The organism is bacterium, from assembly GCA_008933615.1.
Lineage (GTDB): Bacteria > CLD3 > CLD3 > SB21 > SB21 > SB21.
The window spans coordinates 55195-68696 of sequence record WBUR01000021.1 but is presented as its reverse complement, the minus strand read 5'-3'; the positions used below and the strand labels follow the sequence as shown (position 1 = coordinate 68696).

Below are 13502 nucleotides of genomic sequence, written 5' to 3'. Positions count from 1 at the left end.
TATTATTGACGCGACTGGCCCGAATGTCTCTTCCGAGAAAGCCGGCATCCCTTTTTTGACATCCGTTAGAATCGTTGCCGGATAAAAATAACCTTTTCCGTCAGGAATTCGTCCTCCGCATAGCAGTTTTGCGCCATAGGAAATACTGCCTGCCACCTGCGCATGAAGCTGGTCCCGCAAATCTTTTCTGGCCATAGGCCCGATGTCAAAATTTCCTTCCAACGGATTTCCATATGTGATCTTATTGAATTTTTCGACCAGCATCTCTTCGAGTTGTTTTCTTACCGATTCGATAACGATATATCTTTTTGCGGCAATACAGCTCTGGCCGCTGTTGATCATTCGCCCCGTAACGCAGGACGCAACGGTTTCTTCCATATCAGCGTCTTCCAGTACGATATACGGATCGCTTCCGCCTAATTCCATCACGGTTTTCTTGAGATTTCGTCCCGCAATTTCCGCTACCGCGCTTCCCGCACGCGTACTGCCGGTCAACGTCACTCCGCTGATGAAAGGATGTTCGATGAGTTTAGCAATAATATCCGGCTGTAACTTCAGAACCTGAAAAGTTCCGTTTGGAAAACCCGCCTCCGCGAGCAGGTTTTCAATAGCCAAGGCGCATCCGGTAACATTGGGAGCATGTTTGAGAAGGCAAACATTACCTGCCATAAGGGTTGGTGCGGCAAAACGGATCACTTGCCAGAACGGAAAGTTCCATGGCATGATAGCCAGCACTGCTCCCGATGGTTTGAATGTAACATAACTTATGGTGGCATCAGTTTGGATCAATTCATCCGATAGGAAATTTTCTCCGTTTTTTTCATAATATTCGCATACGCAGGCGCACTTTTCAGCTTCTGCGTAAGCTTGAACTAGTGGCTTTCCCATCTCAAGCGACATCAAACGGCCTAATTCTTCTTTTTTTAGTCTGAGTATTTGGGCTGTTTTGCGAAGTAGTGATGATCTTTCTGCAAAACTCGTCTGGCTCCAAACCTTAAATGCCTGGCGTGCCGTTTCAACGCTATTTATAGCCTCATTGTGGGCTGTTTCTTTATAATTATCAATAACTTGCTCATTAGATGGATTGAGTGATTTGAATGGAAAACTACTCGTAAGTTCCATAAAATTAATCTCTGGTTAGTTTCTTGTACTTAATTCGGTGCGGTCTGTCAGCCTCAATACCCATTCTTTCTCTATAATTTTCATGATATTGCGTGAAGTTTCCGTCGTACCAATATACCTTAGAATCCCCCTCAAACGACAGAATATGGGTAGAAACACGGTCAAGGAACCACCGGTCGTGGGAAATAACTACCGCACACCCGGCAAATTCCAGCAGCGCTTCCTCCAGTGCGCGAAGGGTATTTACGTCAAGGTCATTTGTTGGCTCATCTAACAGCAAAACATTGGCTCCTTCCTTTAACATTTTAGCTAAATGAACCCGATTTCTTTCTCCACCGGATAGCATGCTCACTTTCTTCTGCTGGTCACTGCCACTGAAATTGAAGCGTGCCACATATGCGCGTGAGTTAACTTCACGATTTCCGAGCATAATCACGTCTTCTCCTCCTGAAATTTCTTCCCATATTGACTTTTTGGCGTCAAGTGGACGATTTTGGTCAATATAGCCCAACTTCACTGTCTCCCCAATCTTGAAGCTACCTGTATCTGGTTTTTCCTGCCCCGTGATCATTTTGAACAAGGTTGTTTTGCCTGCGCCATTGGGGCCGATAATGCCTATTATTCCACCCGGGGGGAGTGAAAAGCTCATGTCTTCATAAAGTAGGTTGTCTCCATAACCCTTTGATACTTTATTCGCCTCAATAACAAGATTACCAAGGCGCGGGCCTGGTGGTATATTGATTTCTATGTCCTCATTTCTTTTTTCATTCTGTTCGCTTACCATCTTCTCGTACAAGGCAATGCGTGCCTTGCTCTTTGCGTGGCGTCCTTTAGGATTCATCCTAACCCACTCGAGCTCTTCGGTCAAAGCTTTTTGTCTTTTTGACTCTTGTTTTTCTTCAATTTGAAGTCTATTTCTTTTTTGTTCTAACCATGAGGTGTAATTGCCCTCAAAGGGTATACCTTCTCCACGGTCCAATTCAAGTATCCACCCCGCTACATTATCCAGAAAATAGCGATCGTGGGTTACGGCGATCACGGTTCCCTTGTACTGTGCAAGATGTTGCTCTAACCAGAAAACGGACTCTGCATCGAGATGATTGGTCGGCTCGTCCAGTAGCAAAACATCGGGTTCCTGAAGTAAGAGACGGCACAAGGCCACTCGTCGTTTTTCTCCTCCGGACAGTATACCGATAAACGCATCGCCATCCGGACAACGAAGGGCATCCATTGCCATATCGAGTTTGCTGTCCAGGCCCCATGCGTTCTTGTGTTCGATTTCTTCCTGAAGTTTTCCCTGTTTTTCCAAAAGTGCCTCAAAATCTGCATCCGGTTCAGACATCTGCATGGCAACTGCTTCATAGTCTTTTAACAGATTAACCGTTTCCTGTACACCTTCTTCCACGATTTGTTTTACGGTTTTCTTTGGATCAAGCTCCGGTTCTTGCGGCAAATAGCCAAATGTGATCCCTTTTTGAGATGTGATTTCACCTAAATAGTCTTTCTCTACACCGGCAACTATCTTCAGAAGCGTACTCTTTCCAGCTCCATTTAGTCCAAGGACTCCTATTTTTGCTCCGTAGAAGAAAGATAAATAGATGTCTTTAAGAACCTGTTTGTTAGGTTTGTGAATCTTGCCTACGCCAACCATTGAGAAAATTATTTTGTTATCAGCCATGAGTTCCTTAATTATTTGTTTATATTAACTGTTTGTTTTTTTAGTGATCTAAAATTAACTCATTTTATTAGAAATCGCAAGCTCTAAAGGAATTTTCTTGACTAACGAAAGTTTAAGTTCTATATTGAACTTAACCAAACGGTAAAACTTTTTGGTTAGTTTGTTTGTTTTTATTTATAATATAATGTGAAGCGTTTGAAAAAAAATAAAGTCGTGATGCTTTTGCAAATCATTGCTATTTTTACTTCCTGGTCTTCTTATGCTCAAGACCGCGAAGTGCCTTTGCAGAATTTGAGTCCATCTATGGAAATTGTAAATCCAAAAAACTATTGGTTGCCGGCCGTTGAAGTGGCCGGATTAAACATTGGTGTGTGGAGTTATAGTAAGTTCTTCACGAATCGTAACTGGCCGAATATAAACTTGAATTCAGTTAAGCGAAATTTCCAGACGGGTTTTAAGTGGGACCCCGATGGATACATTGGTAATCAATTCGCACATCCTTATCATGGCGGCATGTATTTTAGTGCTGCACGGGCAAACGGTTTAGGATTTTGGGAGTCGGCACCTTACGCACTTGGAGGAAGTTTGATGTGGGAATATTTTATGGAATCTGTACCGCCATCGTACAATGATATCGTGAATACACCTGTTACGGGAATTCTTCTGGGTGAGATATCCTTCAGAGTGTCAAACTTGATCCTCGACGAAAGTACTAACGGATTTGAACGACTATTCAGAGAATCCGGCGCATTCGTAATAAACCCGATGCATGGGCTCAATCGGTTAATCAAAGGAGACACGTGGAAGAACGGAAAATCGTTCAAGCAAAAGGAATTCTACCCCCAGATATCTTTTGGTGTTAACGACGTATTCTTAAGCAGAAAACTCTCCAAGAATAACACCTATGCGTTTTTTGCCTTTGATTTTAGCTATGGGAACCGGTTCAGTGTTTCGCAGCATAAAGATCCATTTGACTACTTCACTTTTCACACAGAAGCCAGTGTTAATACAAATGATTACATCTTTGGCGTTTTTGCAAGCGGCGTATTATGGGATACGAAGATCAATATGTTTGGAAACCCAAAGGATGTTATCGGCGTTTATAAGGAAGTCGATCTCATTATCAATACGGTTTATAAACTATCAGCAACAAGTGTTTCGGGACAGTTCATTGATAATTTTGATATCGCTTCAATAACAGTGCAAAACTCTTTCTCCCTTTCTGCAATTTTGATGGGAGCAACGAATTCACAGTATGCAACGGAGTTTGGGAGGAATTACAATATTGGACCGGGGGCAAGTGCTAGTGTCAGCTCAAGTCTACGCATCAAGAATTATGGCAGAGTCCATTTCAGTTACAAAAGGTATTGGATTCACACGTTGAGCGGTGCTGAAAGCGAGGAATTTGTTGGACTGTTAAAGGCCGGCACAACATACGAACTTAATTCGTTTCTAAATATTGGAATGGATTTTCTGCTCTATGAACGATTTGGCAACTACGCTGCCTTCCCTGATACCAAAACGGCTAATTCTGCTTTAAGGTTATTCGCACAACTGAGTTTTTGACTTAGATAAATAATGTTTCTGTAAAAATGAGAGGCGTATTGAACAACTTATGTAAATCATCAATCAAATGAAAAAGATAACTAAACATTTTCGCCTGCTATGGATTGGCTTGATTTTATTGATTTCATCCTCTTCATTCAAAGAGCAGACTGAGGTAACCGGTTTTTCGTTAACCGTAGAGGTTAAGGGACTTCGGAATTCCAACGGCGTTGTCGTCTTTGCACTTTATAACAGAGAAGATGCGTTTCCTGATGAAAACTATAAAAAATATTTTAAAATTCTTACAGGAAGAATTATGAACGGCACATCCTCTGTAATGTTTGAAAACTTACCTCAGGGTAAATATGCTGTTAATGTATTACACGATGAAAACAATGATGGCAGAATAAAAAAGGGTTTAATGTTACCCCTGGAGGGAATTGGTTTTTCAAATTACCAGTCCATTGGATTAACTAACCGACCCTCATTTGATAATGCGGCATTTGATCTGGATAAAGACTTGAAGGTTATTGTAAAAGTAATATATATGTAACGCTTGACGTAACCTAAAGACACTCAACGTTTAAACAAACAATAGGATCTTTGTTTGAACAAAAATATAAATAAATGTCTTTGAGAACCTGTTTGTTTGGTTTGTGGATCTTGCCGACGCCAACCATTGAGAAGATTATTGTGTTATCCGCCATGAATGGCCTTATTTTTTTGTTTATTTTTATATCTAATTTTTCTGATTGAAGTAAAAATAGCTCTTTTATTAGAAATCACAAGTGGTCATTGTATGGGGAAGATCTGTTGATCTTTAAGATTCAAACAAGAAATGGTTAAGTATGGCTATAATCTCGTCGACGATAAACCCGTCAATTCTCGTTGACCATGTGAAATAATGCACAAAATACAATTAATTAGCGTTGGGCGTGATATTTGCAGTTCACAAAGATGTGTAGAGATTGGCGTGTAGGCTTGATGAACGTGGCGAATAAAATATTTTTGACATGTCAAATATTGGAATATAAAAAAATAAAAAGAAAAAGGGCAATACCATGAAAACTCTGTTGATTGCCATCTTATTAATTTTTGCCATATCATCGTGTTCCGGAGTGGACAAACGTAAGTTTTGGGAAGAGCATGAACACTTGAGGGCGGAGTGCGCCAGAATGATTGTTATGGATGACTCCCTAAACCATGAACAAGAGAAAGCCGTCGATGTTTACTCGAAGCTTGTTAATGTAAGCCAGGATAAGTATTTTTTATCCATGATGGATATACATCAGGAAATTGAAAAGGGCCATGTTGCAATACGCGAAAAGCATGCTCATATCGCCAAAGCCCATATACAGTTAGAGAATCGCCATCTAATACTTGGTATGGACGATAAGACCATTCTATCTGACCATGCTCGCATGCAAAAGTATCATAAGGAAATGAAAGAAGATCATTTGCGAATCCATAAAGAACATGCGCAAATGTTCTTGGATTACGTCGAATGGGAGCAAAGAAAAGAAATAGAGGAATAAAAACCATTTTCTTATGTTTTCTTTAGTGACTATATACTAATATGGTTATATAATAAACTTATCACTTTTAATTGGAGGATGTCATGAAATCAAGTTTGTTTTTTTCAATTTCAGCGTTTTTGTTATTGACAGTTTTATCTTCATCCGTTTATTCACAGGGTTGGTGGAAATTCCGAGGCAGCGGCGGCTGGGGACATAAAGGAAATTATCACAGGCTGTACGATACTAAGACCGTGGAAACGCTAAGCGGAACAATCATGGAAATTGATACCATCACGCCTTTGAAAGGAATGTCAAACGGTATTCACCTTATGATAAAAACGGACAAAGAACAGATCTCCGTTCATCTCGGGCCGGCGTGGTACATCGACAATCAGGATATTGATCTTTCAAAAAACGATAAGGTCGAGGTTAAGGGTTCGCGTGTAACCATTGACGGCAAGCCGGTTATTATCACTGCGGAACTGAAAAGAGGCGACGATACGTTGAAACTCAGAGACGATAACGGATTTCCTGCCTGGAGCGGTTGGCGTCGGCGTTAAAACATTGATTACTTTATTCAAAGGATAACTTATCATGATCCTAAAGAAGAATGTTGCAATAAGCGAGTCGGGTTTTGTTTTTGACCCAACAACAGGCGATTCCTTTTCTCTTAATCCTGTTGGACAGGAGATATTGGAATTGATAAAACAAGGTAAAAATCAGAATGAAATAACCGGTTTGATCATATCGAAATACGACGTTGATCAAAATTCGTTCGAGCGGTATTTTATTGATTTCTTGTCCACGCTGAAACAAATGCAGTTAGTTGAAGAACATGAATAAAACGAAGATAACTATCGCTGTTTCGGGCTTGAATAATATTGACAGTCCGGGTCCAGGCATTCCTGTGATTCGCAGCATTCGCGAATCATTTTCTTTAGAGTCGCGAATTATTGGTTTAGCCTACGAGAATCTTGAGCCCGGTGCGTATATGCACGATTTGGTAGATAAAACCTATAAGGTTCCATACCCTTCGGATGGCATAGAAGCCGTAATCGAACGAATAGGGCACATACAGGCGATTGAAAAGGTTGATGTTCTAATACCGAATTTTGATTCAGAGCTTCATGCGTTTATGAAATCAGCTCCCAAACTAAAATCAATAGGAATCAGCACTTTTCTGCCAACTCGCAAGCAATTTGAGGAACGGCAAAAAAGTAACCTGCCTGAATTTGGCAGGAAATACGATGTAAAGGTACCTTTCAGCAAAGCCATTACCAGCCCAGTTGACATCAATGATCTCACGGAAGATTTTGACTACCCTGTTGTAGTCAAGGGCAAATTTTACGATGCGTATATTGCCTATAATGCAGAACAGGGGAAAATGTATTTTGACAAAATATCCGCCAAATGGGGCTTGCCCATAATTGTTCAGCAATTTGTAAAAGGCACTGAAGTAAATGTCGTGGCTTTGGGCGATGGTAAAGGAAACACTGTTGGTGCGGTGCCTATGCGGAAGCAGTATATCACCGATAAAGGGAAAGCATGGGGCGGCATTACACTCGACGATAAGAGCATGCTTGATCTGACGCATAGGATTATCGGCGCAACACAGTGGCGGGGCGGTATGGAACTGGAATTGATCAGAACATTGAAAAACGAACTATATCTTATCGAGATAAACCCTCGCTTGCCTGCATGGGTTTATCTCGCAACAGGAGCCGGACAAAATTTGCCTGAAGCATTGGTTAATCTAGCTCTTGGCAATGAAGTAAAACCTTATACTGGCTACGATATCGGCAAAATGTTCATTCGCTATTCGTACGATATGATTTGTAATCTCGATGAATTTGAACAATTATCAACAAAAGGGGAGTTGTAAAAACAACCATGGAAAAACTTCCGTTTGAACGGCCGCTAATTCAGAAAATAAACGCGGGATTACCAAGTAAATTCGGCATCAAAAGCCGTGTAGAACCGATCACACACATTGATGGTATTCCTGTAAAGACGCTGATTGAAGAATTTGGGTCACCGGTTTATGTTTTTTCTGAATCAACTATTCGAAAAACCTATAAAGAAGCTTACAGGGCATTCGCGTCACGTTATCCGAAAGTTCAATTTGCATGGTCGTACAAGACGAACTACCTGAATGCGGTCTGCAAGGTATTCCATCAGGAAGGATCGTGGGCTGAAGTGGTCTCCGGTTTTGAATACGACAAAGCCATTGCGAACGGAGTTCCTGGAAACAACATAATTTTTAACGGGCCCTATAAAACAACTGAGGATCTGGCTAAAGCTATTAACAATGGATCGCTTATACATATCGATCATTTCGATGAGCTGTATGACATAATCGCACTGGCAGATAAATTAGAAAAGAAGCCTAAAGTTGCCATTCGTGTAAATATGGATACCGGCATTTATCCACAATGGGATCGCTTTGGTTTTAATTATGAAAACGGCGAGGCATGGGATGCGTTAAACCGAATTATGGTTAGTAAAAAAATCGAACTGCTTGGTTTGCATACCCACATTGGAACCTATATGATGAGTACCGATGCTTATCGCATCGCTGCATCCAAACTGGCTGATTTGGCTATCGGGATTGAACGAAAGCATAAACACACAATCAAGTACATTGATTTGGGCGGGGGATTTGCATCGAAAAATACACTGAAAGGAGCCTATTACCCCGGAAGCGATACTGCGCCCTCATTCGACGAATTTGCCGAAGCCATTACATCGGCCTTCATGAAATCGGAAATTAAGCCCGATAACCTGCCGCTGCTAATACTGGAAACGGGACGGGCGCTTATCGACGATGCCGGCTATATTCTGGGTACCGTAGTTGCCAATAAGCGGCTTGCTGATGGCCGGCGCGCAACAATAATTGATGCAGGAGTAAACTTTTTATTCACTTCATTTTGGTACGAACATGATATACGTCCGGCGCAACCCACTTCCGATCAGTCTGAAGATACAACTATATACGGACCCCTTTGTATGAATATTGACGTAATTCGCGGCAGCGTACTTTTCCCTTTGCTCAAAAAAGGTGATCATTATATTATCAGGCGCATAGGGGCTTATAACAATACCCAATGGCTGCAATTTATTACGCTAAGACCCAATGTTGTAATGATTGATACCAAAGGAAATCCGCATGTTATCAAAAACAATGAAACCCTTGAAAGCATGAACATGTTGGAACAATTTCCGGAACATTTAAAAAAACTTAGCCTGTAATGTAACTAAACAACAATTCTTTGATTCCCGCTAAGAAGGCATGCGTTTTGTTATGGATCCCTCACGGCTTCATGGGACATAAAATTTCTAATACTGAGTAGTTACATATAAACTATGAATTTATCTCACGCAGATCGCGCTAATTTACGCGGATAAAAATAGCTGACTGAATCTGCGAAATCTGCTGGAACAAATTATGTATTGAGCAGTTTTGTAAAAACAACATGTTGAAGTCTATGAGCAGTCTGAAATGGTATTTGCAGGGTATATTAAACAGTTATTCTCAGGTTTTTTTTTCGGACAATAAAGTTTTTGCAAGCATTCTTTTGCTGGTAACCTTTGTTGATTTTTATACGGGCTTATTCGGATTGTTTTCGGTATTAATTAGCAATGCTACGGCCCTTTGGATTGGTTTTGATAAATTTAGAATACGACAGGGCTATTATGGGTTTAACTCATTGCTCGTAGGTCTGGGTTTAGGGGTTTATTTTCAACCCGGAATCTTGCTTCTCTTATTAGTATTGCTTGCAGCGGTATTGACGCTGTTTTTTTCAGTTGCGCTTGAAGGCATTATCGGCAAATATGGTCTACCATACTTAAGTGTTCCCTTCGTATTGTCATTGTGGGCATTGACACTTGCATCCCGTGAATTTCAGGCTCTGGGGCTGAATGAGAGGCAAATTTACACTTTAAATGATCTATATACTATTGGCGGAAGTTTGTTTGTCGATTTATACGAATGGTGGAACAGTATTCCAATACCGGTTTCATTAAAAGGATATTTTTTATCTTTAGGGGCAATTCTTTTTCAGCATAGTGTTTTTGCTGGTGTTTTGGTAGCAATAGGCTTACTGGTTTATTCCAGAATAGGGTTTATCCTCTCTTTAATTGGTTTTTACATTGCATACTTATTCTACTTACTTATCGGCGCGCGTTTTACTGAAGTCGGCTATAGCTACATCGGGTTCAATTATATTTTATCGGCTATTGCCATTGGCGGATACTTCATCATACCGAATCGCAACTCGTATTTAGCGGTTATACTTCTTATACCGATGGTTGCTATTCTTACTATAAGCCTAAGCTCCGTTTTAGCATTGTATCATCTGCCGATTTATTCCTTACCTTTCAATATTGTTACCTTATTGTTTTTATACGCACTTAAATTCAGGGTGCATAACAACGCAAAATTGAACACTCTGTTTATACAGCAAAATTCACCCGAGAAAAATCTTTATTCATTCATCAATCATACAGAACGTTTTGGCAAAGAAAGCCCTGTTTCTATTTTTTTGCCTTTTTTTGGCGAATGGGTCATAACACAGGGACATAATGGGGAATATACTCATAAAAACGGATGGCGACACGCCTGGGATTTTGAAATGGCAGATGACGCAGGAAAGACCTACAAAAATGAAGGCGACTACACGGAAGACTATTATTGTTACAACAAAAACATTATTGCTCCCGCCGACGGTACTATTGAGGAAGTAGTGGACGATATTCAAGACAACATGATTGGTGAAAAAAATCTTGAGAATAACTGGGGAAATACAATTATTATTAAGCACGCCGAATACTTATATACAAAACTAAGCCACCTCAAGCAGGGTACCGTACAGGTAACGTCTGGCGATAAGGTAAAAAAAGGCGATTTACTCGGCAAATGCGGTAATTCAGGTAATTCGCCTTATCCGCATTTGCACTTTCAGGTGCAGGCAACGCCCTATATAGGGTCTAAAACGATAGACTATCCAATAAGCAATTATTTTCTTAAAACATCTAAAAATGTGGAATTAAAAACAGTTGCCACCCCAGAAAAGAATCAAACGATTTCAAATATACAAGTGAATCCTTCATTGCGAAGAGCTTTTTTCTTTATTCCTGGAGAAAAGATAAAATTTAATGTAATCGACAGCGCAGAACATGAAGCCGATTGGGAGGTCAAAATCGATTACTTTTTAAATAAGTATATTGAATGTGAGAAATCAAAGTCTAAGGCGTATTTCAAAATAGACGATGCGATGATGCACTTTATCCATTTTGAAGGCGATAGAAGATCATTACTGTATTATTTTTATTTGGCGGCGTACAAGGTTTGTTTAGGTTTTAATAAAGAATTTGTTCTGCATGACGCTTATCCCCTCAATATGGTATTCAACCCAAAAAACCTCGTTTTACAGGATTTCGTCGCGCCTTTTTTTCGCTATAAGAGTGGAGAATTCAGCTTAACTTATGCCGGTTCACATGACGCCTTATCAGATACGCGGCTTGTACTAAATTCAAAAACAACAACAAAAGTTTTCGGTAAGAAAAGCAAAGAAATAAGTTTTTTTTTCTACGTCGACAAGAGAGGTATAAAAGAGTTCGAGATACAAACCAATCAAATTAACATACGAGCTATATGTATAAACGACTAGGGGTATTCTTTTTAATACTGTTTTCAGCTTACAACGGCGCTTCGCAAGAAGTCGTGAATATGGCTACAGTAGATAAAATAACGTATTCTCTTTGGTTAGAAAAAGAATGGGATAAGTTGATTATCGAAGGGAAAAAGTCGCTTGACCACGGAATCGATTTTTATTATTTGAGAGTACGCATGGGGATAGCGTATTTTGAGAAACAAAATTATCATCAATCCATTCGTCATTTCGAAAAAGCGTATGCCGTTAACTCGGTTGAAACCTTTCTGAAAGAATACTTGTATTATTCTTACTTATATTCAGGCCGTCAAACGGAAGCTGAAATTTTAGCGGCTACATTCTCATGGCAATTGAAAGAAAAAATCGGAATCAAAGAAAATAATTTAATAGATCAATTGGATTTTACTTACAATTCAGGTTTTATCGCAAATCCATCCGTGACGAATAAATATTCTATCAATATTGATTCGCAAAAAAACGGGGCACAATATATTTCAAAAGGGCATCATTATTTCAATCTAAGCTTAAAGCATAGTTTGAATCCAAAAATTTCAATATTTCACGCTTATAGTTATATCGCCAAAACCTCTTTTGTATACTCACAACAAGGCGGCATTTTCTCTTCCAATCCTGACTATAAAACATCTTTGCACCAGTACTATTTATCGGGAAATGCCCGCTTGGCAAAAGGATTAAATATGCTTTTGGGGCTACATTACATTAATATCCGATATCCTGTTGAAGTTACGGATTTCAGGCAAGGGCAGAATCGGATTACTACCCAAACATTTTCGGAAAATGATATCGTAAGTTTTGTATCCATCTATAGAAACTTCAGCTATTTTACCTTGGGTGCATCCTTTTATTATGCAGGATTGAATAATGCCCGGCAGATCCAGGGTGACTTTTTACTTACGTTATATCCTTTGGGAAATTTAAATTTGTATACTGTTTCAACGGTATCCTATCAATCTGAAACAAATTCCGGCGATAGGTCTCAAAACAGATTAATTTTTGACCAGCTCATGGGCTTTAAATTGACAAGCCGGATATGGATTGAAGGATATGGAAGCCTCGGCGACATGCATAACTTTTTGCGCAACGATGGATTTGTCGTTTACAATGGTACTGATATTATCAAACGACGTTATGGTGGGCGACTGATACTTCCGCTAAAGCCGGCATTTAAAATTAGGTTTGATTATTCGATGCTTGCATATGAAAGTTCATTTATTCCGGCATTGCCTGATCATAATATTTATAATACTATTCAATACACTAACCATTCAATTACTGGAGGCATTATATGGAACTATTGAAAAAGCACACAAATCTATGGACGATTATTTTGTTTGTTCTATTCCCTATTTCTTTGTTTGGACAGGACGAAGTAATCAAGGCGTTTAGAGAAAACTATGTATTAGAGAAAAGCGGAAATTACATCAAAGCCATTGATCAAATCAAAGCGGTGTATCAGGCTGACTCTTATGAAATGAATCTTCGGCTTGGTTGGCTGAATTACCTCGGTGGACAGTTCAACGAATCCATCGGCTTTTATAGTAAAGCTATCTCATTAAAACCTTATGCCATTGAAGCGCGATTTGGCATGACTTACCCCGCTTCTGCGCAGGGAAAATGGGAGGAAGTGATTGACCTTTACAATAAAATTCTTGCGATCGATCCCCAAAATACAATTGCCAATTATCGATTAGGACTCATTTATTATGGCCGGGAAAATTACGAAAAGGCAGATGGTTTTATCGAAAAGGTTGTGAATCTCTATCCTTTCGACTACGACTCAGTGCTTTTGCTTGCCTGGAATAAGCTTAAATTACAAAAAACCCGTGAGTCAAAAGTTCTTTTCAATAAGGTCTTGATGTATAGCCCGGATGACAAATCGGCATTGGAGGGTTTGAAATTAATCAAGTGATAACAGAAAGAATAAAGTTTAAAAAGATTGGCTAAGCT

At 39.7% G+C, this 13502-nt stretch carries 12 protein-coding genes; 10 read left to right on the top strand and 2 right to left on the bottom strand.

The annotated features are described in order from the left end of the window. The coding region (locus F9K33_09390; GenBank protein KAB2879466.1) for an aldehyde dehydrogenase family protein at positions 1-1122 on the bottom strand (1122 nt) is incomplete at its 3' end. A gap of 4 nt (positions 1123-1126) precedes the next feature. Further along, positions 1127-2800, bottom strand: coding sequence for an energy-dependent translational throttle protein EttA (ettA, locus tag F9K33_09385; GenBank protein KAB2879465.1), 1674 nt, complete (start codon positions 2798-2800; stop codon positions 1127-1129). A gap of 195 nt (positions 2801-2995) precedes the next feature. Between ettA and F9K33_09380 the strand changes: the two genes are divergently transcribed. From F9K33_09380 to F9K33_09335, 10 genes are all read left to right on the top strand, one after another. Then, positions 2996-4366 (top strand): DUF3943 domain-containing protein, encoded by a 1371-nt coding sequence (locus F9K33_09380; GenBank protein KAB2879464.1) that lies wholly within the window; start codon positions 2996-2998, stop codon positions 4364-4366. A 67-nt stretch (positions 4367-4433) separates the two neighbouring features. Then, positions 4434-4898, top strand: a complete 465-nt coding sequence (locus tag F9K33_09375) for a DUF2141 domain-containing protein (GenBank protein KAB2879463.1) — start codon at positions 4434-4436, stop codon at positions 4896-4898. A gap of 508 nt (positions 4899-5406) precedes the next feature. After that, on the top strand, positions 5407-5880 hold the full coding sequence (locus tag F9K33_09370; GenBank protein KAB2879462.1) for a hypothetical protein: 474 nt from the start codon (positions 5407-5409) through the stop codon (positions 5878-5880). 83 nt (positions 5881-5963) lie between these two features. After that, a complete protein-coding gene (locus F9K33_09365) occupies positions 5964-6422 on the top strand; it encodes a DNA-binding protein (GenBank protein ID KAB2879461.1) in 459 nt (152 codons plus the stop codon). Between the two features lie 31 nt (positions 6423-6453). Beyond that, positions 6454-6705, top strand: coding sequence for an HPr-rel-A system PqqD family peptide chaperone (locus F9K33_09360; GenBank protein KAB2879460.1), 252 nt, complete (start codon positions 6454-6456; stop codon positions 6703-6705). Continuing rightward, positions 6698-7744, top strand: a complete 1047-nt coding sequence (locus F9K33_09355) for an ATP-grasp domain-containing protein (protein ID KAB2879459.1) — start codon at positions 6698-6700, stop codon at positions 7742-7744. Before F9K33_09360 ends, F9K33_09355 begins: the two co-directional genes overlap by 8 nt. A gap of 8 nt (positions 7745-7752) precedes the next feature. Further along, entirely contained in the window at positions 7753-9111 is a 1359-nt protein-coding gene (locus F9K33_09350; protein ID KAB2879458.1) for a diaminopimelate decarboxylase, read from the top strand. Positions 9112-9347: 236 nt separating this feature from the next. After that, positions 9348-11531, top strand: coding sequence for a peptidoglycan DD-metalloendopeptidase family protein (locus F9K33_09345; protein ID KAB2879457.1), 2184 nt, complete (start codon positions 9348-9350; stop codon positions 11529-11531). Positions 11532-11590: 59 nt separating this feature from the next. After that, a complete protein-coding gene (locus F9K33_09340; GenBank protein KAB2879456.1) occupies positions 11591-12853 on the top strand; it encodes a hypothetical protein in 1263 nt (420 codons plus the stop codon). Next, positions 12841-13464 carry a tetratricopeptide repeat protein gene (locus F9K33_09335; protein KAB2879455.1) on the top strand — a complete coding sequence of 208 codons (624 nt, stop codon included), beginning with the start codon at positions 12841-12843 and terminating at the stop codon, positions 13462-13464. The genes F9K33_09340 and F9K33_09335 overlap by 13 nt, the downstream gene beginning before the upstream one ends. Positions 13465-13502 lie beyond the last annotated feature (38 nt).